This is a genomic window from Nocardia sp. NPDC051052, assembly GCF_044456045.1.
GTDB lineage: Bacteria > Actinomycetota > Actinomycetes > Mycobacteriales > Mycobacteriaceae > Nocardia.
On record NZ_JBITFL010000009.1, the window covers coordinates 321,643 to 342,765 of the forward strand.

Consider the following 21,123-nt stretch of genomic DNA (forward strand, 5'->3'; position numbering starts at 1 on the left):
GTTCGGATCGCGTCGTCCCCACTCGGCTGGATAGCGGCGGTACGCGCAGTGCGGATTACGCTTTCGCAGGTGTTTTGCCGCGACCCCGCGGCACCGTGCCAGGTTCGGCCAGGTGCCGCGGGGTCGGGCTACCTGCTGCGGGGGGTGGGTGGAGCTCCGGTGCTTTCACCCTGATTGGTATATCCGTTGGTGCCGGGCCGCGGCGTGCCGGTCGAGCTCGGCGATGACGGGTCGGTCGCCATCGGCTGGCCGGGCAGCGGTGTCGGGCCGTCTTCGCGCTGTTGCTGCTGTTGCGGCTGCTGCTGGGCCTGTGGGCGCGGTTGGGCACCCGGGATCTGGATCGGCCCGAACGGGGTGTCGATCTGGGGCGGCAGCATGATCGGCGGGATCAGCGGCGGCGCCTCGGTGGTAGACGGCGGGGTGAACGGAGCCGAATAGGCAGGCACACCGGCCTGCCCCTTGATCGGAGCCGGCTTCGGGAAGGTCTCGTTCTTCGTGCCCTCCAGCGCACCGTCCATGGTGGCCTTCCAGATGTCGGACGGCAGACCGGAGCCATAGATCATGCCGCCCTGGTAGTTACGCAGCGCCGTGCTGTCGACCGCACCCACCCACACCGCGGTGGACAGGGACGGCGTGTAGCCGACCATCCAGGCGTCCTTGTTGTCGAGGGTGTCGCCGAGTTGGGCGGTGCCGGTCTTGGTGGCCGACTCGCGGCCGCCCGCCAGATTGTGGTTGCGCGACCACGCCGCGATGGGCTTCATCGCGTCGGTGGCATTGTCGGCCACCGCGGCGTCGACCCGCTTTTCGCCGGCCACCTCACCGCGATCGAGCACCACGGTGCCGTCGGCGGCGACGACCTTCTGCACGAAATGCGGCTTGTGGTAGATGCCCGAGGCCGCCAAAGTGGCGTAGGCCGAAGCCATGTCGAGCGGACGCGAGTCGTACTGGCCGAGCACGATGCCGTTGTTCGGGCCGCCGCCGTCCGCATCGACGAGCGACGGGCCGATGCCGGGAATGTTCTCCGGGATACCGAGCTTGTGCGCCATGTCGGCGATCTTCTTGGGACCGTTGCCCATGTCGACCTCCATGCGGTAGAAGCTGGTGTTCAGCGACCGCTTCAAGGCCTCGGCGATGGTGCAGGTGCCGCACCCCTCACCCTCGACGTTGGTGATCTTGATGCCGTTGACGGTGACCGGCGAGCTGTCGTACATCTGCGAAAGCGGAACGCCCTGTTCGAGATTCGCCGCGAGACCGAACACCTTGAACGACGAGCCCGGCTGCAGACCGGCGTTGGCGTAGTCCCAACCCTGGCCGTCTTCACCGCCGTAGTAGGCACGCACCCCACCGGACTTCGGATCCACCGAGACGACCGCGGTGCGCAGCTTCTCCGGCTCGCCCTGCATCTTCTTCTGCGCCGCGTCGACGGCCGCCTTCTGCGCCTTCGGATCGATCGTGGTGGTGATCGACAGGCCCGCGGTGTTCATCTGCTGCTCGCTGATGCCCTCGGCGGCCAGCTCCTTGAGCACCTGCGTCTTGATCAAGCCCTCCGGCCCGGTGTCCAGGGTCTTGTCCTTGGTCGTCGACACCGGGGCAACACGCGGATACTGCATGCCCTGCCGTTCGGCGGCGGGCAGGTTGCCGCCGGCGACCATGCCGTCGAGCACATAGTTCCAGCGGGTCTTCGCGCCCTCCGGGTTCTTCTCCGGGTCCAGGCCGGACGGCTGCTGGATGGTGGCGGCGAGCACCGCGCCCTCCGCGGCGGTCAGTTCCGTCACCGGCTTTTCGAAGTAGGCCTTGGCGGCGGCGTCGATGCCGTAGGCGCCGCGACCGAAGTAGATGGTGTTCAGGTACGCGGCGAGGATGTCTTCCTTGCTCCACTGGCGCGCCATCTTCGCGGAGATGACCAGCTCGTGCAGCTTTCGGGTGAGCGAGCGCTCGTCGCCGACCAGCGCGTTTTTCACATACTGCTGGGTGATCGTGGAACCACCACCGGCGCTTTCCTTGCCGAGGACGTTGTCCCTGGCGGCGCGGGCGAAGCCGGAGATCGAGAAGCCGGGGTTGGAGTAGAAGTCCCGGTCCTCGGCGGCGATCACCGCGTTGCGGACGTGCGCCGGGATCTGCTCGATCGTGACGTCGGTCCGGTTGCCTTCCGGCGGAACGACTTTGCTGACCACCGTTTCGCCGTCGGAGGCGAGGATGGTCGTGACCTGATTGGTTTTGAGGTCACCGGGCTTGGGTACCGAAACAGTCGTGTAGGCGATGAGGAAGACGCCACTGGGTATCAGGATGGCCATGGCCATCATCACGTAGATGACCCGGCGCACGATTCGCCACGGCGATTTCTTCTTCGCACCGGGCTTGCGTTTGCCAGGGCCGGAACCATCACCGCCGCTGCCGCCGTTGCGGCGCGGCGGCGGGCCGGACGGCGGTCCACCCGCGGTCTGCCTGCGTTCGCCGGTGCCGTTGCCCGGGTCGCCGACGCGGCGGGCCCGGTCGGCGGTCGGCCGCGGGCCGGTGGGCGGGCCGCCACGCCTGCCGCGCTCGGCGACGGCGTCGGTCAGCGAATTCCGCTCGATCTTCTGAGTTGACTGCGCGCCGGGCGGCGGTGCCGGGTTCGGCCGGCCCTGCGGCGGCCGCTGCTGCTGCTGCGGCGGGGGCGGTCCTGGACGACGCTGCGGCTGCGGGCCACGAAGTTCCCCCGGGTAGGGGGCGGGGCGCTGCGCGGGCGGCGGTCCAGGCCGGGCGCCTGGCGGCGGGCCGGGGCGTGGATTCTGATACGGATTGGGACCAGGCTGTGAACTCCGTGGAGGACGGCCGCCGTGCGGTTCATCGCCGTAAGGGGAAGTCTCGTAGGGCGAATTCACTGACAAGATCTCCATAACTCGTAACGTTGCGGATGGCTCGGGGCGGTCATCTCGACCGCTGCGGACACGTGGTGGCTCCGCGAGTCATCCGACGGGCAGATGACCGGGCACTTCATTCGGCTGCGGTGCGCCGGGTCCCGGTGCGACGCCGCGTTGGCGCCGGCGTGGTACCGAGGACGTAGGACTGCACCAGATGATTCCAGCTGCAGCTGCGGCATACCTCGACGACATGGACCGAGAACTCCTCACGAGTCTCGGCGAGGCGGGTCAGCTCCTCTGGTGTGCGAGCGGACCCCGCCACCGGTCCGAGACCGTCGCCGTAGACCCAAGATACAAGCGTGAGCTGTTCTTTCCGGCAGATCGGGCATGTGACCTCGCTCCCCCGACCGTGGAACTTCGCCGCACGCAGCAGGTAGGGATTCGCATCACATACCGAGGCGACATCGACGCGGCCCGCATACACGTCAGCCAGCAACGACCGACGCCGTAGGGCGTAGTCGACCACTTGCCGCTGGATTCGCACGAGAACCAGAGTAGCGGTGTTGCCGAGGGGCCGCCCTGGCTCAGGGGTATGAGATGCCCGGTAGATCCCTGTTTATATCGACCAGGCCTGTGCACGGTTATATCGGTCCGATATAGTTGGCAGTCGCATCCATCGGTTAGGTCTGTACATAGTCAGGGAGGTGAAGCCCGGTGCTCGAGCTGGCCATCCTCGGGCTGCTCCTCGAATCGCCCATGCACGGCTACGAGCTGCGTAAGCGGCTCACCGGCCTGCTCGGCGCGTTTCGGGCCTTCTCCTACGGGTCGCTCTATCCCACGCTGCGCCGCATGCAGTCGGACGGGTTGATCGCCGAGGAGATTCCGGCGGGCGTGGTCACCCGACGTGCCCGCCGCGTCTACCAACTGACTCCGGCCGGCCGCGAGCGGTTCAGTGAACTGCTCGCCGACACCGGACCGCAGAACTACACCGACGACGGCTTCGGCGTTCATCTCGCCTTCTTCAGCCGCACCCCCGCCACCGCGCGGATGCGGATTCTGGAGGGCAGGCGACGCCAGGTCGAGGAGCGCCGAGAAGGACTCCGGGAGGCGATCAAGAAGGCCAGTGGCTCACTCGATCGCTACACCCGGCAGCTCCACCAGCTCGGACTCGAATCAAGCGAGCGCGAAGTGCGCTGGCTCAACGAGTTGATTGCGGCGGAGCAATCGACGAAGGCGGCACCACAGAAAGAGGGAAATATCGGCCATGAGTGATGACAAGAAGGCTGACAACGCCACAGAAGTTCGCGTCGCCATCGTAGGTGTGGGTAACTGCGCTTCCTCGCTGGTCCAGGGTGTGCAGTACTACAAGGACGCGGACGAGACCGCGACCGTGCCCGGGCTCATGCACGTCAAATTCGGCAAATACCACGTCCGGGACGTGAAGTTCGTCGCCGCGTTCGATGTCGACGCGAAGAAGGTCGGTTTCGACCTCGCCGAGGCCATCTTCGCCAGCGAGAACAACACCATCAAGATCTCCGACGTGCCGCCGAGCGACGTTGTCGTGCAGCGCGGTCCGACGCTCGACGGCATCGGCAAGTACTACGCCGAGACCATCGACCTGTCCGAGGCCGAGCCGGTCGACGTGGTCAAGGTCCTGAAGGACAACAACGTCGACGTCCTCGTCTCCTACCTGCCGGTGGGTTCGGAGGAGGCCGACAAGTTCTACGCGCAGTGCGCCATCGACGCCAACGTCGCCTTCGTCAACGCGCTGCCGGTGTTCATCGCCTCCGACCCGGTGTGGGCCGAGAAGTTCACCAAGGCGGGCGTGCCCATCGTCGGTGACGACATCAAGAGCCAGGTCGGCGCGACCATCACGCACCGCGTGATGGCCAAGCTGTTCGAGGATCGCGGTGTGCAGCTCGACCGCACCATGCAGCTGAACGTCGGCGGCAACATGGACTTCAAGAACATGCTGGAGCGCGAGCGCCTGGAGTCGAAGAAGATCTCCAAGACGCAGGCCGTCACCAGCAACCTGAAGAAGGAAATGGGCGCCAAGGACGTGCACATCGGCCCGTCCGACCACGTCAGCTGGCTCGACGACCGCAAGTGGGCCTACGTCCGGCTCGAGGGCCGCGCCTTCGGCGACGTGCCGCTGAGCCTGGAGTACAAGCTCGAGGTGTGGGACTCGCCGAACTCGGCGGGCATCATCATCGACGCGGTCCGCGCGGCGAAGATCGCCAAGGACCGTGGCATCGGTGGCCCGGTCATTCCGGCCTCGGCCTACCTGATGAAGTCCCCGCCCAAGCAGCTGGCTGACGACGTCGCCCGCACCCAGCTGGAAGCGTTCATCATCGGCGCCGAGTAGTTCGGTAGCGCCGCGTAGTTCTGGCAACGAAACGAGCCGGGCCCCACGAACTTTCGTGGGGCCCGGCTCGTTTGCCGTGGTGCGGAGGTCAGTCCAGCGAGACGTAGACCTCGACCGAGGTCGGGCCCGTGTAGCGCTCGATCTCCGCGGTGTGTGAGCGGGTGATGGTTCCGGCGCTCTCCGCCTTGCGGACCTGGGCCCAGGCGGTGCGCAGGAGGTCGTAGGGCTTGTCGGAGACGACGAACTTGGCGTAGCGGCCCTGCGGGAGGCGGGTGAGCACGTCGCCCGCGTCCATGTCGTCCATCGACGCCACCTCGTAGCCGAGTACGGCGACGGCGTGGTCGTTCTGACCGATGTAGGCGGCCACCCGTGGCACGTTCTTCTCCCGCGCCAGGTAGCGGTCCCAGGTGAAGTTCACCAGGTCGAGGTCGCGCGCGGTCACCTCGCGTCCGGCGAGCGGGACGGTTAGTCCGGCGACCAGGCTCTGGTCCAACGTGACAATCTCGAAGTCCACAGTCTTGTTCCTACCCGTCGACTTGATCGTCGGCCAGCGCTACGAAAACTTCTGCCGTGCGCGCGTCGGGATAATGCTCCCAATCCCCGGTGTACGCGCGCACGAATCGGCCGGCCGCCTCGGCGTCCCACACCGAGCGCCAGATGTGCACGATGGTGTCGCCGAGGTTGTCCCCGCTGGCGATGAATCGGGCGAATCGGCCCGCTGGCACCCGGGCCAGCACGTCTCCGGGTAATAAGTCGTCCACGCTGCGGCAGCGGTAGCCGACGATGTGGGTCAGGTAGGAATTGATTTCCGGCGCGTGGTCGACGTACGCGGTCGTCGGCGCCCCGGGCAGCTGGCGGGCCAGGTTGCGCTTCCACGCCTCTTCGACTTTCGCGCGGCGCGGTCCCTCGACCGCGAGCGCTGGGCTGCGAAGTACTGTTCCCGCCACCAGCGTCTCGGGTTGGTCAACGACATTGAAATCCACCGGCGTAGCCCCTATGTCTCGTCTGTCTCCAATTGGCGGCGTCGTCGCTCGAGCGCATATCCTTCCGCATCGATCCCGCGGCGTCGGCGTCGGCCTTGTCCGACACACTCGCTGTTCGCTCTCACTCTGGCAAACGATGCTGCCATGTCATCCGTTCCCCTGGGTGCGGGAAGGTCACAGCATCATCGCTATCCCGGCACCGGGATGGTCAGTCCGGGAAAAATTTCCACTTCCTTAGGTGTTGGCGGCGCGGGCGGGATGATGACCACCGGCTCCCGCGGCGGGCCGGGCGGCGGATTCAGGATGTCGTAGGTACCGCCCGACGGCTTGCTCGCCGACGGTGGCGCGATGGCTGCCGCCGCGCCCGCCGCGGCGGGGAACTGTTCGACCGGGGCGCCGTCGAGCGCGCCGTCCATCACCTGTTTCCAGATGTCGGCGGGCAGGCCGGACCCGTAGATGTCGGTGCCGCGGGCGGTGTGGATCGGCTGCGACTGTTCGGTGCCGATCCAGACCGCCGTGGACAGCGAGGGCGTGAAGCCGATCATCCACGCGTCCTTGTTCAGCTTGGACTCGCCGAGCTGGGTGGTGCCGGTCTTCGCCGCCGACGGCCGGCCACCGGACAGGGCGTGCCCGTTGGAGTACGCGGCGATCGGCGTCATCGCCTGGGTGGTGTTCTCGGCGATCGCGCGCGGGATGCGCTGCTGGCCGTCCGGCAGCTGCTTGCCGGTCCGCTGCTCGGGCGCGCCGCGGTCGAGCAGCACCCGCCCGTCACCGGTCACCACGCGCTGCACGAAGTACGGCTCGTGATAAACGCCGGACGCGCCGATCGTCCCGTACGCGGAGGCCATGTCGATGGGGCGAACGAGGTACTGCCCCAGCACGATTCCGTTCAGCGGCCGCCCGCCGTCCTCGGTCAGCGTCTTGCCCGCGACGCCGGGGATCTGCTCCGGGATGCCCGCCGCGTGTGCCGCGTCGGCGATCGCCTTGGGCCCGTCGAACATCGACATGGTCAACCGGTAGAAGCTGGTGTTGAGCGAGCGCTTCAGTGCTTCGGCCATGGTGCATCGGCCGCACGTCTCACCGTCCACATTGGTGATCTTGGTGCCGCGGTCGGTGACCGGCGAACTGTCCAGCATGCGGTTCAACGGAATGCTCTGCTGCTGTGCGGCGACCACCGCGAAGGGCTTGAACGCCGACCCGGTCTGCAGCGGCGCCTGGGCGTAGTCGTAGCCGATGCCGTCGGCGCCGCCGAAATAGGCACGCACGGCGCCGGAACGCGGGTCGATCGACACGATCGCGGCGCGCAGTTCGGGCGGTTGCCCGCCGAGCCGGTCATGCACCGCGTCCAGCACGGACTGCTGCGCCTTGGCGTCGATCGTGGTGGTGATCTGCAGGGCGCCGGTGTCCAGCTCGTGTTCGCTGATCCCGGACGAGCGCAGCTCGCGCACCACCTGGGCACGGATCAGGCCCTCGGGGCCGCGCGCCACATTGTCGTCGGGGATCTCGTTGAGCGGGATGATCGGCGGGAAAACCGTGGCGTCCCGATTGCCCGGCGAGAGCACGCCCATCTCCACCATGCCGTCGAGCACGTACTTCCAGCGCGCGGTCAGGTCGGGCAGGTGCGTTTCCGGGTCGAGGATCGACGGTGTGCGCACGAGCGCGGCGAGCACCGCGCCCTCGGCCGGCGTCAGCTGGTTCACCGGCTTGTTGAAATAGGCCTTGCTCGCCGCGGCGATGCCGTAGGAGCCGCGGCCGTAATAGATGGTGTTGAGGTAGGCGGCGAGGATGTCGTCCTTGCTCCACTGCCTGGCCATCTTGGCCGAGATCACCAGCTCGCGCATCTTCCTGGTGAGCGTGCGCTCGGAACCGAGGAAGGCGTTCTTCACGTACTGCTGGGTGATGGTGGAACCGCCGCCCGCGTTGTCCCGGCTGAACAGGTTGTCGCGGGCCGCGCGCAGGAAGCCGGCGGTCGAGTAGCCCGGGTTGGTGTAGAAGTTGCGGTCTTCGGCGGAGAGCATCGCGTCACGGACCGGCTGTGGCACCTCGGCCAGCGGGATCGGGGTCCGATTGCCGTTGGGCGGCACGACTTTGGCGATCACCGTGCTGCCGTCGGCGGCCAGGACGGTGGCGATCTGATTGGTCTGTACCGAATCCGGATCGGGGATCTCGGCGCTCCAGTAGACCAGCACGAACAGCAGCGCGGGCACCGCGCCGAAGATGATGAACAGGGCGAGCACCAGGCGCCGGAAGCGTTCCCCTCGGGTGCGCGGTGGGTGATTCGGATCGGGTGTCGGACGCGGTGTCGTGGACTTCTGTGCCGAGCGGGCGTGTCGCTTCCGCCGCGCCGGCGTGGTGTCGAGCTCGTTGAAGCCTGCGATCGACGCATAGGGCGCGGTCTCCGATTCAGCTCTCGCCTTGCGTCGCCGCTTGCCGAACGAACTCACGACTGCGCCGCGCTGCGGCTCGGCACCGGATACCCCTGGTGGCGCTCGTTCACGATCATCTCCTCCCGGAGCGTCGGCCGAAACTCACCTGCACGAACAACGATCGGAAATGGGCCCCCACGGGCACGACTTTACTCGCGCCGTGGGTGACCCGCGATGCTATCACCGGGCCGACGCGGCACCGGGTGATTCCGGCTATCGCCGGAAAAACCTGCCCTGAGCGGTGTTTCTAGCTCTTGACGCCACCCGCGGTGAGGCCGGAGATGATGCGCCGCTGGAACAGCAGCACCATGATGACCAGCGGGATCGACACCATGACGCCGGCGGCCATGATCGCGGCGTACGGCTCGACCAGCGGGTTGTTGCCGGAGAAGCGGGCGACCGCGACGGTCACCGGCTCGGTGCCGCCGCTGGAAAGCAGTCGGGCCAATAGGTATTCGTTGACCGCGGCGATGAAGGCGAGAATCGCGGTGGTGAACACCGCGGGCGCCGCCAGCGGCAGCATCACCAGCCGGAACGCCTGCAGCTTGGTGGCGCCGTCGATCCGCGCGGCCTCCTCGAGTTCCCAGGGGAGCTCGGCGAAGAACGACGCGAGGATGTAGACGGTCATCGGCAGCACGAACGAGATGTTCGGGATGATCATCGCCTGGTACTTGCCGATCCAGCCGATATTGGTGAACAGCTGGAACAGCGGGGTGACCAGCACGACCACCGGGAACATCGACGCGCTCAGGATCAGCCCGGACACCAGGTACTTGCCGCGGAAGGTGAGCCGCGCCAGGGCGTACGCGGCGAGCACACCGAGCACCAGCGCGACGACGGTGGTGATCGAGCCGATGATCACGCTGTTGGCCAGCGCCTTACCGAAGTTGTTGCCGCGGCTGGTGTCGAAGGCGTTGCGGAAGTTCTCGAAGGTGAGATGGGTCGGCCACGGCGTGCTGTCGAAGGTGTAGTCGGGATCGCGGAACGCGGTGACGGTCATCCAGTAGAACGGCCCGAGCCCCCACACCAGCACGATGGCAACACCGACGTAGAGCCGCACCGACCGAAGCCGTTGCGTCCACGGAACCGACTGCGCGGCAGGCTTTTCAGCAGTCCGAACAGACATCAGTGCGCCTCCCGCTGTTCTTCCTGAGTGCGGACAGCGTTGGCGCCCAACACCTTCACCAGTACGAAGGCCACCGCGAAGATCATCAGGAAGGTGATCGTCGACAGCGCGGCCGCGCTGTTGGGGCCCTGCCGGACCTGGTCGACCACCAGGATCGAGACCACCCGGGTGGCCGGGTTGCTCAGCGTCATGATTGCGGGCAGGTCGTACATGCGCAGCGCGTCCATGGTCCGGAACAGCACCGCCACCAACAGTGCGGGCTTGAGCAGCGGCAACGTGATCTGGGTGAACCGCTGCCAGGCCGAGGCGCCGTCGACCCTGGCCGCCTCGTACACGTCGGCCGGGATCACCTGCAGACCTGCGAGCAGCAGCAACGCCATGAACGGCGTCGTCTTCCACACGTCGGCCGCGATCACCGCGAACCGCGCGGGCCACGCGTCGGAGGTCCACAGGATGTGGGTGCCGAGCACCCGGTTCACCACCCCGTCGTACTGGAACATGAACTCCCACAACCGCGCGGTGACCGCGGTCGGGATCGCCCACGGAATCAGCACCGCGGCGCGCAGCAGCGCGCGTCCCTTGAACGTCTTGCCCATCACCATGGCGAAGCCGAGGCCGAGGGTGGCCTCCAGCGTCACCGTGACCACGGTGAAGAACAGCGTGACGCCGATCGCCAGCCAGAACTGCGAACCGAGGTTGCCGGTGGGGCAGCTGACTGTCTCACCGGCCGCCTGGCACTGCTGTAGCAGCCAGTGCGTGTAGTTCGAGAAGCCCGCGCTGCCGCCCTCGACGAACATGCCCGTCGCCGGGTCGAGACCCGAATCCTGCTGGAAGGACATCCACAGCGCCCGGATCACCGGGTAGCCGATGACTACCGCCAGCGCCAGCAGCACCGGCGCGACGAACAGCCACGCCCTACCGGAGCGACGCATTTCCACAGCCAGGGTCTCGCCGAGGCCACGCTTGCGTGGCAGGAACTCGTCACTCGGCACAGTGCTGGCCGCTCCCGAAGGATCCGACACCGTTTCTCTCTCCTACGGGTCTCGTCGGTTCCGTTGCGCTCTCCGCCTACGATCCCGCGGTCTCGATGCCCTTCTGCATCCCGATGATCGCGTCGTCGACGGACTTGGACTGCTTGAGCGCAGCATAAGCGTTGTCCTGGATGGCTTTCGACACCGCGGGGTAGAACGGCGTGACCGGACGCGGCACCGCGCTGGCGATGGAATCCTTGAGCGCGGGCAGGTACGGCATCTTCGCGATCAGCGCCGGGTCGTCGTACATCGAGGCACGCACCGAGGGCAGCGCGCCCGAGGCGACGATGTGCTGGGCGTCCTCGCTGATCAGGAAGCGCAGGAAGTCCAGCGCGGTGGCCTTGTTCTTGGAGTACGAGCTGATCGCCGCGTTGTAGCCGCCGAGCGTGGACGCGCCGACGCCGTTCTCGCCGGGCAGCGGGGCGACACCGAACTTGTCCTTCACCGCGGAGGCGTCGCCGCCGACGTCACCGTAGGTGGACGGCCACGAACGCAGGAACATGAGCTTGCCCTGCGCGAACGCGTTGCTGCTCTCCGGCTCCTTGAAGGTGATCGCTTCCTGCGGGATGTTGCCGTCCTTGTAGGCGTCGACCAGAACCTTGAGTCCGGCGCGCGCCTGCGGGCTGTTCACCGTCGGAGTCTTGCCGTCGGCGCCGACGAAGCTGCCACCGTAGGCGTTGATCACCTCGGCCGCGTTCACCGTCAGGCCCTCGTACGGCGCGAACTGCCCGGCGTAGCAGCCGATGTTCTGCGCCTTGGCCACCGGGCACTGGGCGATCATCTCGCTCCAGGTCTTCGGCGGGTTGGGCACCAGGTCCTTGCGGTAGAACAGCAAGCCGCCGTTGGTGTTCCGGGGCGCCGCGTACAGCGTGTTGTTGTAGGTGGCGCTGGCGACCGGCGGGGACAGCAGCGCGGAGGTGTCGATGGCGAAGGAATCCTTCAGCGGCTGGATCCAGCCCTTCGCGGCGAACTCGGCGGTCCACGGCACGTCGAGCGCGACGACGTCGTAGCTGGACTGCTTGGACCGCATGTGCTCGACCAGGTCGTCGTACTGCTGCGAGGCGTCGTTCGACTGTTCCTTGAACGTCACCTGCTCGTCCGGGTGCGAGGCGTTCCAGCGCTCGATGAGCTGCTTGACCGCACCGGTCTCGGTGGTGTCCTTGCCCTCGACGTAGGTGATCGGCCCGCGCCCGCTGAGGTTCTGGCTCGCCGGACTCCCGCCGCTGTCGCTGGAGCAGGAGCTGGTGAACGTCGCCGTCAGCAGCGCGACCGAGACGGCCGCGAGCGCGGCCTTCGGTACGAGCGACGTACGTAGGGACGACACCTTTTTCACAGCCATCGCGGACACTCCAAGTCGATCGTGAGCATTAGCACACCCTGCCGGTTGCACAACGCAAGATACATGGTGCGGGAGTGGCTCGGGGGATTGTGGCGGGAAGTCCTCGCTACTCTGGCGTGTGATGACATCGCCGAACCCGGTTCCCGAGCGGATGCTGACCCGCATCGGCGGGCTGCTGCGCCAGGCAGAATCCACCGATAACGAGCACGAGGCCGAGGCGTTTCTCGCCGCGGCCCAGCGGCTGGCGACCAGATCGTCCATCGATCTGACGGTGGCCCGCGCGCACATCGCGGGACGTGAGCGCAGGCCGACGCCCATTCAGCGGGTCGTCCCGATCGGCGAGCCGGGCAAGCGCGGGCTGCGCACCTACGTCCAGTTGTTCGTCGCCATCGCGCACGCCAACGATGTGCGCTGCGATGTCGCTCGCACCTCTACCCAGGTGTACGCCTACGGTTTCGATTCCGATATCGACACCTGCGAGGCGCTGTACGCGAGTCTGCTCGTGCAGATGGTGCGTGCGTCGGATCAATACATCAAGTCCGGGCAGTACCGCTCGGCGACGGTGGAGAAGGTGGTCACCGAAAAGCGCTGGGGGCGCAGGGTGCAACGGCGGGTGCAAGCGCCGGTCGCCGGGGTGACCGCGCGGTTGAACTTTCAGATGGCGTTCGCGGCGCGGATCGGGCAGCGGCTGGCCGCGGTGAAGGCGGAGGTCGAGGCCGAGGTGGTGCCCAGCGACAGCGCCGGGGCGAGCACCGCGCTGGCGTTGCGCAACAAGGAGATCGAGCTCACCGACTTCTACGCCAGCACGTCCGAAGCGCGCGGGACGTGGCGTGGGCCGCAGGCGTCGGCCGGGCATTCGGCGGCGGCGCGGCGAGCGGGGGACCGGGCCGGTAAGGCGGCGCGCCTGGGTACCTCGCCGGAACTCGGCGCGGCGCGTGGGCAATTGACGACGCGCAAGTCTCGCGGCTCGAACAACGGGTCAGCGTGAGTGCGTGCGGGGCTGCGGCGTGTCTGCGTTCGGACGCGCGGGACAGCGCTGGCTCCGGTCGCGTACGCGCCGTTCGTGGACGATGCTCGTGAGCGTGCGAGATACGCAGCGCGCCAAGGTATACGACGCCGAGCAGTTGGTGCGTGGGATGTTCGACCGCGCCGACGAGCACGGCGGTCGCACGGTCGAGCTGTACGGTTCGCACCTCACGCTGCCGATCGAACGGCGCTTCGCCTCCGTCGATTCCGTGCAGAGTTACGCCGACAAGGTGCTTGCGCTCAATTGGGTTCGGGGACAATGGGATCGCGCCGGGACCGCGGTTCGGGTGCGCTCTCGCGCGGGCGCGACGGCCGCGCACTACGAGGTCGACGACGCGGTCCTCGCGGTACCGCTGCATACGGGCAGTAGGGGATGGGCGTTGCGCGAGCTGGTGATCCTGCACGAATTGGCCCATCATCTGGAGCCGAACGTCGGCTCGGTCGCCCCGCACGGCCCCGAATTCTGTGCCCGCTACCTGGAATTGGTCGACGGCATCATCGGTCCCGAGGCGGCGTTGGTGCTGCGCGCGACGATGCTGGGATGCGGTGTGCGGCTCGGGTAGCACCGGTCTGTGCGGTCAATATCGGAGCTGTAGGGGCTATTTCAACGTGCCGGCCGCGAAAAATGTCCGCTCAGACCGGCGGCGCCTCCACCAGTAGCAGCACGCGGGCCAGCCGCTCTTCCCACCACGCGGTTCGATCCGGGTCACGCTGCCGGTACTGCTCGGCGAGGGCGGGATCAGGCTGCGGCGGCGTCCGCGGCACAGGCAGATACCCCTCGACTCGAGGCAGCGAATCGACCACCACATCGCCGGTGAGCAGCGACAATGTGCCCAGCCCGCAGGCGAAGTCGAGTTCGGGGATGGCACCGGCGAGGGCGAGTTGCGCGGCCAGGCCGACGCTGGTCTCCAGGGCCGAGGAGACCACGCACGGCAGCCCGGCGGCTTCGGCCACCCGGAGCGCGCGGCGGACGCCGCCGAGCGGAGTGCATTTCAGCACCGCGATATCGGCGGCACCCGCGACGGCGACCCGCAACGGGTCCTCGGCGCGGCGAATGGATTCATCGGCGGCGATGCGCACGTCGACGCGGCGGCGGACCGCGGCCAGTTCCTCGATGGTCCGGCATGGCTGTTCGACGTACTCCAAACCGCCTGCTGCCTTGTCGATTCGGGTGATATGCGCGACGGCGGTCTCGACATCCCAGACCGCGTTCGCGTCCACCCGGACGGCGCCGCGCGGACCGAGCGCGTCGCGCACCGCCTCGACCCTGGCGAGGTCCTCGGCGAGCGAATCGGGATGATCGGCGATCTTCACCTTCGCGGTGCCGCAACCCGACGCCGCGACAATCGCGTGCGCGCGTTCCGGATCGACCGCGGGCACCGTGCAGTTGATCGGAATCCGATCGCGCACCGGTTCCGGCCACCCCACCGTCACCTGTTCCAGGGCGGTGGCCAGCCAGCCGGCCGCCTCCCGGTCGTCGTACTCGGTGAACGGACAGAAGTCGCCCCACCCGAGCGGACCCCTGATCAGCATCCCCTCGCGCACGGTGATGCCACGGAAGCGGGTGCGCATCGGGATCGCGTAGACGATGCTCTCAACAACGTGCTCGGTCATCGCCGCCCAGCTTATCGGGCGCTGTCATGTTCGGACCGAGTATCGGCCGTGGTCGCCTGACCAGGGGTTTTCGGTTGCCGATGCGAATTCTCCTCATGCGGACTGAGTAGTTTTGCGGTCCTGCGAGTGCCATTCGCTCGCGATGCTGAATACATGACCTACTACCCGACAGTGCAGCAGCAATGGCAGCCGCCGCAGCAGGAGTGGCAACAGCCGCAGCCGCGGACCTGGGACCTGGTGCTCGCCATCGTGCTGTACAGCTGCGCGGCACTGCTCGGCCTGGTCGCCGCCTACGCCACCCTGTTCTTCGCTTTCGCCGCCGACTCCTGTGGCGCGAACAACTGCAACGACGGCTACCTCGGCGCCGCCTTCATCGTCTCCTGGGGCGGTACCGCCCTCGCCCTGGTCGGCTCCCTCATCATGATCATCGTGGCCGGGATGAAGCGCTGGTACATGTGGTACTGGCCGGTGCTGGCCGCGATCATGATCGTCGGTTCGTTCGCCGCCGGCGTAGCCCTGGCCTCCCAGGTCTACCCATCCTCCTGAGCACGAATTGCGTTGCTGAGCGTGTGATGGTCCGCAACTCGTGCGCGGCCAGAGACTTTGCGCGCGTGCTGCGCAGTGCTGCCGGGTGGGTCATCCTTGGGTATGGCGTGGGAACCGCGAGACGGGGTGCCGGATCTGCTGCGCACGGTGTTCGGTTCGCTGATCACGGTGGCTTTCGCCTGGTTCGCCGCGTATTTCGTGCCGCTGTACGAGGTGGTCGCGCGCGACGATGACGATGGGCGGGCCTGGCGGTATCTGTCGGTGGCGCAGGTCGTCGGCTGGGGAGGGATTGCCGCGTCGGTGATTTGGGCGGGTTGGCTGATGGTGCGCAAGGCGGGTACGCGCCGGCCGATCGGTTGGACACCGTTGATCGCGGTGCCGTTGATCATCGAATCATGGGTGGCCGGATTTCTGATCGCACTGGTGCTCTGACGCGGTGCCCATCCCGCGATGGGCACCGCGCCTGCGCGATTCAGAGGCGTTCGAGAATCATCGCGTTCGACAAACCACCTGCCTCACACATGGTTTGCAGACCGTAGCGGGCGCCGCGGTCCTGCATGGCATGCACCAGCGTGGTGGCCAGCCGGGAGCCGGAGGCGCCGAGCGGGTGACCGATGGCGATGGCACCGCCGTTGACGTTCACCTTGCCGAGGTCGGCGCCGGTCTCCTGTGCCCAGGCGAGCACCACCGGCGAGAAGGCCTCGTTCACCTCGAACAGGTCGATGTCCGAGATCTGGAGTCCGGCGCGCCGCAACACCTTTCGGGTCGCCGGGATCACCGAGGTGAGCATCAGCAGCGGGTCGTCGCCGACCACCGCGAAGCTGTGCAGCCGGGCCAGCGGCTTCAACCCGAGTTCCTTCGCGCGTTCGCCGGTCATGATCAGCACCGCGGCGCTACCGTCGCTGACCTGGCTCGCGGTGGCCGCGGTGACCTCCCAGCCGATCTGCGGGAAGCGGGCCGCCATCGCCTCGTCGTAGTAGGCGGGGCGCAACGTGGCGAGGGTGTCCAGGGTGCTGCCGACCCGGATGCCCTCGTCGGTGCTCAGTCCGTTGATCGGCGCGAGTTCGCTGGCGAACAGGCCGTTTTTCGTTGCCAGCGCGGCCTTTTCATGGCTGCCGAGCGCGAACTCGTCGAGCTGGGTGCGGGTCAGCCCCCACTTGGCCGCGATCAGTTCGGCGCTGATCCCTTGCGGCACCAGGCCTTCCGGGTAGCGCGCGGCGAAGCCGACACCGGAGATATCCGCCGAGCCGATCAGATTGGCGCCCATGGGGATCCGCCCCATCGACTCGACACCGGCGGCCACGACGATGTCGTAGGCCCCGGAGATCACGCCCTGGGCGGCGAAGTGGATCGCCTGCTGGCTGCTGCCGCACTGCCGGTCCACCGTTGTCGCGGGGACGGATTCGGGATACCCGGCGGCCAGTGCCGCGCGCCGGGTCATATTCGCGCCTTGCTCGCCGACCTGGGTGACGATGCCACCGATCACGTCGTCGATGAGCGCCGGATCGATGCCGCTGCGGTCGACCACTTCGCGCAGGCTGTGTGCGAGCAGATCTACCGCGTTCACGTCGTGCAGCGCGCCGTTCGGCTTGCCCTTGCCGATCGGGGTGCGTACCGCCTCGACAATTACCGCGTCTCTCATCGTGCTTCCTTTCGGACCGAGAACCGGGCGGCCTTGCCTGGCTCTATCGACACATAGTCAGGTTACGCCTGGCAATAGTTGAGGCAAGTCAGCGAGGCTATGATGTTGGTCATGGCAGCAGTGATGGAAGGACCGTTGGCTGATCTGAGCTCGTGGCAGCCCACCGATTGCTCGATCGCCAAGGCGATCGAACTCGTCGGCACCCGCTCGGCCGTGCTCATCCTGCGCGAGGCGTACTACGGCACCACCCGCTTCGACGGCTTCGCCCAGCGAGTCGGCATCACCGACGCCGCGGCCGCCACCCAACTCCGCAAACTCACCGAAGCGGGCCTGCTCACCAAACAGCCCTACCAAGAACAGGGCAAACGCACCCGCAACGAATACATCCTCACCCCCATGGGCCGAGACCTACTCCCCGTGGTGCTGGCCCTCATGCAATGGGGCGACGCCTACCTCCAACCCGGCCCACCCCCACTCCTGCTCGTCGAAGAATCCACCGGCTCCCCCGTCCGCGTCCAGATCCGCAGCGACGCCGGCCACGAAGTCGCCCTCGAACAACTAGCCGTCCGCCTCAACGACGACTACCTCGACACCATCCACCCCCGCAAAACCAAGCGCTGAACTCAGGTTGCTGGTCACAGTTTGGTCGGGCATTGCCGTCGGAGTTCGACAACTCGGCTGAGCCCTGAACACCAGTCGCGAACTTCTGGGCTGATCGCGCCGAGCAGACGGAGAGCGTCGTTGTGACGAGCGACGATGTTGACGTTGAGAAGTGGTTCCATGTGCGAAACACGATTGCGAAGTCCGTGCAGTCGACCAGCGCGCGCCGCCAGAATGAAGCCGTCCGGATCGGTCGTGTTGTGGGGGAAACCATGCCGTAATGCCTGGCGCCACAGGACCTGGCGTGCACGGTAGTTGGCATCGCCGGTGTCGTGTGTCGGCAATAATTTCGTCCACACACCGAAGGTGATTTGAGCAAGGATGTCGTCGTGAGTGACCGCAGCACCCTTGCGGGGGTGGCCGACTCCACGACCGCCATCGGCTTCGAGTGCGTGCTTTCCTGCGGTCCTACGTGAGTCCCTGGTCATGGAGTTGAGAGGGCGTGCGGGATCGAGAAGCCAGTCCCTGCTGTGGGTAAGACCGACGTCGGTGTGGTGTGGCTGCGTGGCATTCCAAGTCCGCAGCTGATCATCGATCGCGTTGCGCAGCGCGACTTCAGTGATGGCAAGGACCTGCTGGAAGGCGGCGGACAACTGGAGATTCCATTTGTATAGCTCGAGTGCCTGGAAGGGATCGTTTCCACAGCGTTTGGAGTAGGTAGCCAGCCGAACGGGATGCAGGTGTTTATTGACGGCGACGATGGTCGCGTGCTTTGGCATACCTCGATCCCTCCGCTATCATTGAGTACAGATACGAGGACAAGGTCCCTCGTAAACACATGGAGTTCCCCCCGCGGCAGCTAGGTCGCGGGGGTTCTTCGTTTTTGAAGGCAGTAACACCACAGTCGCACCTACGAAATTTCGCTCGATGTGGCTCCTGACCTCGCCAGGTATTCGGTGCCGAGGCCCTACTGGATGTGCGCCTCGGCGAGCGGTGGCGGGGCAAGCCTGCCGCGGCGATCGCTGTCACAGATGTGGGGGCTGTCTCGTCTTCTCAGTGACGGCGGATTTACCGCGGGCGCAGAGGTTGGGAGCGGAAAACCGCTTCCGACGCCGTTGCGGCCGGCGTGCATTCTGCCGGTGGCGGTGGGCGCCATGGTGTGGGTGATCATGCCGTTTTTGTCGCGCGGCTTCGCGGGGTGGTTGGCGCGCTGACAAAGGTGTCGGGAAATGACCGAGCCCGGTCCGTTGCGGACCGGGCTCGGTGGCTGATGCACTCAGTGCAGGCGGCGGCCGTCCTTGGCGGAGAAGAAGTAGGTGTGCTGGGGGTCGGTGGAGAGGCTGACGCGGGTGCCCTTGGCGGGCGGGTTGCGCCAATCCGCGCGCGCGACAATGGTTTCGCCGATGGCGTTGCCTTCGGAGGTGGTGCGGCCGTAGATGTAGGCGTCGGAGCCGAGCTCCTCGACCACGTCGACCTCCATCTCGATGCCGGTACCGGTCCCGTTGCCGAGCTCGAAGTGCTCGGGGCGGATGCCGACCGACACCGAACCCTCGGCCGAGTCGATGACGGAGCGCGGCAGCGGCAGCACATGCCCGCCGAGCGACACGGATCCGTCGGACACCGGGAGCGCGAACAGGTTCATCGCGGGCGAGCCCATGAAGCCTGCGACGAACACGTTGACCGGGTCCTGGTACAAATCGCGCGGCGTCGCACACTGTTGCAGCAGACCGTCTTTGAGCACCGCGACGCGATCGCCCATGGTCATCGCCTCGACCTGATCGTGCGTGACGTACACGGTGGTGGTGCCGAGCCTGCGCTGCAGCTGCGCGATCTGGGTGCGGGTCTGCACGCGCAGCTTCGCGTCGAGGTTGGACAGCGGCTCGTCCATCAAAAACACCTGCGGCTGGCGCACGATCGCCCGGCCCATCGCGACGCGCTGCCGCTGACCGCCGGACAGCGCCTTCGGCTTGCGATCCAGGTACGGCTCCAGGTCGAGCAGCTTCGCGGCCTCGAGCACCCGCTTCTGCGTCTCGGCCTTGGCGACCTTGGCCAGTTTCAGCGCGAAGCCCATGTTCTCGGCGACGGTCATGTGCGGGTAGAGCGCGTAGTTCTGGAACACCATCGCGATGTCGCGTTCCTTGGGCTCGGCGTGCGTCACATCGTTGGCGCCGATCAGGATGCGTCCGTCGCTGACGTCCTCCAGCCCGGCGAGCATGCGCAGCGAGGTCGATTTACCGCAGCCCGACGGGCCGACGAGGACCAGGAATTCGCCGTCTTCGATTTCCAGATTCAACTGGTCGACAGCGGGTTTGGTGGAGCCAGGGTAGAGCCGGGTAGCACCGTCGAAGGTCACTGTGGCCATGACAAAATCACATCCCATCACCGGCAGGAACGTGCCGGACGATCCGAGTAAGGGTTGACCGGCGACATTACTATGTCTGCTCGTTTCGCGCTCGAAATGCTCGAGTTCGCGCGCGAAGTGCGGGTGGTGCAACGCGTCTCGGCCGCGGCCCGGATTGCCGAGAGGCTAAGCCGGATACCGGTTGCGCCGGTAGCCTCGATCGGGGGACCAAGCCGAGCGACGAGGAGCTTTTCATGACCCGAGCGGTTCGTATCGGAGTTCAACTGCAGCCGCAGCACGCGCCCAAGTACGGACTGATTCGGGACGCCGTACTGCGCTCCGAGGACGCGGGCGTCGACGTCGTCTTCAACTGGGATCACTTCTATCCGCTCACCGGCGACCCCGACGGCGCGCACTTCGAATGCTGGACCATGCTCGGCGCGTTCGCCGAGCAGACCGAGCGAGTGGAGATCGGCGCGCTGGTCACCGGTGGCGGCTACCGCAACCCGGAGCTGCTCGCCGACATGGCACGCACGGTGGACCACATCAGCGACGGCCGCCTCATCCTCGGCATCGGCGCGGGCTGGTTCGAGAAGGACTACACCGAATACGGCTACGAGTTCGGCACCCCCGGCACCAGGCTCGCCCTGCTGAAGGAAAACATGGCCCGGCTCAGCGCCCGCTTGAAGAAGCTGAACCCGCAGCCGACCCGCGAGATCCCGATCCTGATCGGCGGCGGTGGCGAGAAGAAGACGCTGCGCCTGGTCGCCGAGTACGCGCACCTGTGGCACACCTTCGCCGACCTCGATTCGCTCGCGCGCAAGAGCAAGGTGCTCGCCGACCACTGCGCCGCCGTCGGCACCGACGAGTCGCGGATCGAGCGCTCGGTGCAGTGGCCGGGCGCCGAGCAGGCGTCGGCCCTCGTCGAGGCCGGTGTTTCGCTGTTCACCGTCGGCGTCAGCGGCCCGGGCTACGACCTGAGCGAGGTCGAGCGAGCGATCCGCTGGCGCGACGAGGTGAACCCGGAGCCGGTCAGCGGGCTCGCCTGAACGGCACCGATAGTCGGATCAGGGCTCAAACGGGGTTGGTGTGCACCGGCTAGATGGTGTGCGATCACGCCCTCGGATCAAGGCTGACCTGGATTGCCGACCAGGGCATGCTTCCAGCACGCCTAGTTCGGATCATGCTGATCCGAACTCTGTCGCCGCAGGTCCGACTTGTCGCATTCCAGATGACGCGGC

The 21,123-nt window shown here is 66.9% G+C and carries 20 protein-coding genes; 8 read left to right on the plus strand and 12 right to left on the minus strand.

Features of this window, described 5'->3' with window-relative positions; all coding sequences use genetic code 11:
* Positions 1-128: 128 nt before the first annotated feature.
* Complete coding sequence (locus tag ACIBCN_RS30115) at positions 129-2,879, minus strand: transglycosylase domain-containing protein (RefSeq protein ID WP_396995076.1); 2,751 nt, start codon at positions 2,877-2,879, stop codon at positions 129-131.
* A 97-nt stretch (positions 2,880-2,976) separates the two neighbouring features.
* On the minus strand, positions 2,977-3,387 hold the full coding sequence (locus tag ACIBCN_RS30120) for a DUF5318 domain-containing protein (RefSeq protein ID WP_191093751.1): 411 nt from the start codon (positions 3,385-3,387) through the stop codon (positions 2,977-2,979).
* 170 nt (positions 3,388-3,557) lie between these two features.
* On the opposite strand from ACIBCN_RS30120, the gene ACIBCN_RS30125 reads away from it, so the two are divergent.
* Together ACIBCN_RS30125 and ACIBCN_RS30130 are read left to right on the plus strand one after the other, a co-directional pair.
* Entirely contained in the window at positions 3,558-4,115 is a 558-nt protein-coding gene (locus tag ACIBCN_RS30125; RefSeq protein ID WP_107653374.1) for a PadR family transcriptional regulator, read from the plus strand.
* Positions 4,108-5,208, plus strand: a complete 1,101-nt coding sequence (locus ACIBCN_RS30130; RefSeq protein WP_396995077.1) for an inositol-3-phosphate synthase — start codon at positions 4,108-4,110, stop codon at positions 5,206-5,208. The genes ACIBCN_RS30125 and ACIBCN_RS30130 overlap by 8 nt, the downstream gene beginning before the upstream one ends.
* A gap of 88 nt (positions 5,209-5,296) precedes the next feature.
* Here ACIBCN_RS30130 and ACIBCN_RS30135 read toward each other — a convergent pair whose 3' ends face one another.
* The 6 genes from ACIBCN_RS30135 to ACIBCN_RS30160 all read right to left on the minus strand — a co-directional run bounded on the left by ACIBCN_RS30135 (position 5,297) and on the right by ACIBCN_RS30160 (position 12,113).
* Positions 5,297-5,722, minus strand: coding sequence for a GyrI-like domain-containing protein (locus tag ACIBCN_RS30135; RefSeq protein WP_396995078.1), 426 nt, complete (start codon positions 5,720-5,722; stop codon positions 5,297-5,299).
* A gap of 10 nt (positions 5,723-5,732) precedes the next feature.
* Positions 5,733-6,191, minus strand: coding sequence for a GyrI-like domain-containing protein (locus ACIBCN_RS30140; protein WP_396995079.1), 459 nt, complete (start codon positions 6,189-6,191; stop codon positions 5,733-5,735).
* Between the two features lie 188 nt (positions 6,192-6,379).
* Complete coding sequence (locus tag ACIBCN_RS30145) at positions 6,380-8,635, minus strand: transglycosylase domain-containing protein (RefSeq protein WP_396995080.1); 2,256 nt, start codon at positions 8,633-8,635, stop codon at positions 6,380-6,382.
* 229 nt (positions 8,636-8,864) lie between these two features.
* The gene (locus tag ACIBCN_RS30150) at positions 8,865-9,743 is read right to left on the minus strand and encodes a carbohydrate ABC transporter permease (RefSeq protein WP_396995081.1); all 879 of its coding nucleotides are present in this window, start codon (positions 9,741-9,743) and stop codon (positions 8,865-8,867) included.
* Positions 9,743-10,675, minus strand: a complete 933-nt coding sequence (locus tag ACIBCN_RS30155; RefSeq protein WP_396995179.1) for a carbohydrate ABC transporter permease — start codon at positions 10,673-10,675, stop codon at positions 9,743-9,745. The genes ACIBCN_RS30150 and ACIBCN_RS30155 overlap by 1 nt, the downstream gene beginning before the upstream one ends.
* 136 nt (positions 10,676-10,811) lie before the next feature.
* Positions 10,812-12,113 carry an ABC transporter substrate-binding protein gene (locus tag ACIBCN_RS30160; protein WP_396995082.1) on the minus strand — a complete coding sequence of 434 codons (1,302 nt, stop codon included), beginning with the start codon at positions 12,111-12,113 and terminating at the stop codon, positions 10,812-10,814.
* Between the two features lie 121 nt (positions 12,114-12,234).
* Here ACIBCN_RS30160 and ACIBCN_RS30165 point away from each other — a divergent pair, with 121 nt between their 5' ends.
* Complete coding sequence (locus tag ACIBCN_RS30165; protein ID WP_396995083.1) at positions 12,235-13,101, plus strand: DUF2786 domain-containing protein; 867 nt, start codon at positions 12,235-12,237, stop codon at positions 13,099-13,101.
* 82 nt (positions 13,102-13,183) lie between these two features.
* Positions 13,184-13,702 (plus strand): TIGR04338 family metallohydrolase, encoded by a 519-nt coding sequence (locus ACIBCN_RS30170; RefSeq protein WP_396995084.1) that lies wholly within the window; start codon positions 13,184-13,186, stop codon positions 13,700-13,702.
* Positions 13,703-13,772: 70 nt separating this feature from the next.
* Here ACIBCN_RS30170 and ACIBCN_RS30175 read toward each other — a convergent pair whose 3' ends face one another.
* Positions 13,773-14,753 (minus strand): o-succinylbenzoate synthase, encoded by a 981-nt coding sequence (locus ACIBCN_RS30175; protein ID WP_396995085.1) that lies wholly within the window; start codon positions 14,751-14,753, stop codon positions 13,773-13,775.
* A gap of 153 nt (positions 14,754-14,906) precedes the next feature.
* Here ACIBCN_RS30175 and ACIBCN_RS30180 point away from each other — a divergent pair, with 153 nt between their 5' ends.
* Together ACIBCN_RS30180 and ACIBCN_RS30185 are read left to right on the plus strand one after the other, a co-directional pair.
* Positions 14,907-15,299, plus strand: a complete 393-nt coding sequence (locus ACIBCN_RS30180) for a hypothetical protein (RefSeq protein WP_396995086.1) — start codon at positions 14,907-14,909, stop codon at positions 15,297-15,299.
* Positions 15,300-15,401: 102 nt separating this feature from the next.
* Positions 15,402-15,731, plus strand: a complete 330-nt coding sequence (locus ACIBCN_RS30185) for a hypothetical protein (protein WP_396995087.1) — start codon at positions 15,402-15,404, stop codon at positions 15,729-15,731.
* Positions 15,732-15,771: 40 nt separating this feature from the next.
* Here ACIBCN_RS30185 and ACIBCN_RS30190 read toward each other — a convergent pair whose 3' ends face one another.
* Entirely contained in the window at positions 15,772-16,941 is a 1,170-nt protein-coding gene (locus tag ACIBCN_RS30190) for a thiolase family protein (RefSeq protein WP_396995088.1), read from the minus strand.
* A 99-nt stretch (positions 16,942-17,040) separates the two neighbouring features.
* Between ACIBCN_RS30190 and ACIBCN_RS30195 the strand changes: the two genes are divergently transcribed.
* Complete coding sequence (locus tag ACIBCN_RS30195; RefSeq protein WP_396995089.1) at positions 17,041-17,562, plus strand: winged helix-turn-helix transcriptional regulator; 522 nt, start codon at positions 17,041-17,043, stop codon at positions 17,560-17,562.
* A gap of 14 nt (positions 17,563-17,576) precedes the next feature.
* Here ACIBCN_RS30195 and ACIBCN_RS30200 read toward each other — a convergent pair whose 3' ends face one another.
* Positions 17,577-18,320 (minus strand): hypothetical protein, encoded by a 744-nt coding sequence (locus ACIBCN_RS30200; protein ID WP_396995090.1) that lies wholly within the window; start codon positions 18,318-18,320, stop codon positions 17,577-17,579.
* A gap of 497 nt (positions 18,321-18,817) precedes the next feature.
* Entirely contained in the window at positions 18,818-19,903 is a 1,086-nt protein-coding gene (locus ACIBCN_RS30205) for an ABC transporter ATP-binding protein (protein ID WP_396995091.1), read from the minus strand.
* A 233-nt stretch (positions 19,904-20,136) separates the two neighbouring features.
* Here ACIBCN_RS30205 and ACIBCN_RS30210 point away from each other — a divergent pair, with 233 nt between their 5' ends.
* On the plus strand, positions 20,137-20,931 hold the full coding sequence (locus ACIBCN_RS30210) for an LLM class F420-dependent oxidoreductase (RefSeq protein ID WP_396995092.1): 795 nt from the start codon (positions 20,137-20,139) through the stop codon (positions 20,929-20,931).
* Positions 20,932-21,123 lie beyond the last annotated feature (192 nt).

Excerpts from the sequence above, each read along its gene's own strand:
- ACIBCN_RS30170 (WP_396995084.1), top strand. The coding sequence starts at position 13,184 with ATGCTCGTGAGCGTGCGAGATACGCAGCGCGCCAAGGTATACGACGCC.
- ACIBCN_RS30155 (WP_396995179.1), bottom strand. The coding sequence starts at position 10,675 with ATGCGTCGCTCCGGTAGGGCGTGGCTGTTCGTCGCGCCGGTGCTGCTG.
- ACIBCN_RS30150 (WP_396995081.1), bottom strand. The coding sequence starts at position 9,743 with ATGTCTGTTCGGACTGCTGAAAAGCCTGCCGCGCAGTCGGTTCCGTGG.
- ACIBCN_RS30180 (WP_396995086.1), top strand. The coding sequence starts at position 14,907 with ATGACCTACTACCCGACAGTGCAGCAGCAATGGCAGCCGCCGCAGCAG.
- ACIBCN_RS30160 (WP_396995082.1), bottom strand. The coding sequence starts at position 12,113 with ATGGCTGTGAAAAAGGTGTCGTCCCTACGTACGTCGCTCGTACCGAAG.
- ACIBCN_RS30185 (WP_396995087.1), top strand. The coding sequence starts at position 15,402 with ATGGCGTGGGAACCGCGAGACGGGGTGCCGGATCTGCTGCGCACGGTG.
- ACIBCN_RS30210 (WP_396995092.1), top strand. The coding sequence starts at position 20,137 with ATGACCCGAGCGGTTCGTATCGGAGTTCAACTGCAGCCGCAGCACGCG.
- ACIBCN_RS30190 (WP_396995088.1), bottom strand. The coding sequence starts at position 16,941 with ATGAGAGACGCGGTAATTGTCGAGGCGGTACGCACCCCGATCGGCAAG.
- ACIBCN_RS30205 (WP_396995091.1), bottom strand. The coding sequence starts at position 19,903 with ATGGCCACAGTGACCTTCGACGGTGCTACCCGGCTCTACCCTGGCTCC.
- ACIBCN_RS30165 (WP_396995083.1), top strand. The coding sequence starts at position 12,235 with ATGACATCGCCGAACCCGGTTCCCGAGCGGATGCTGACCCGCATCGGC.
- ACIBCN_RS30130 (WP_396995077.1), top strand. The coding sequence starts at position 4,108 with ATGAGTGATGACAAGAAGGCTGACAACGCCACAGAAGTTCGCGTCGCC.
- ACIBCN_RS30115 (WP_396995076.1), bottom strand. The coding sequence starts at position 2,879 with ATGGAGATCTTGTCAGTGAATTCGCCCTACGAGACTTCCCCTTACGGC.
- ACIBCN_RS30175 (WP_396995085.1), bottom strand. The coding sequence starts at position 14,753 with ATGACCGAGCACGTTGTTGAGAGCATCGTCTACGCGATCCCGATGCGC.
- ACIBCN_RS30200 (WP_396995090.1), bottom strand. The coding sequence starts at position 18,320 with ATGCCAAAGCACGCGACCATCGTCGCCGTCAATAAACACCTGCATCCC.
- ACIBCN_RS30195 (WP_396995089.1), top strand. The coding sequence starts at position 17,041 with ATGATGTTGGTCATGGCAGCAGTGATGGAAGGACCGTTGGCTGATCTG.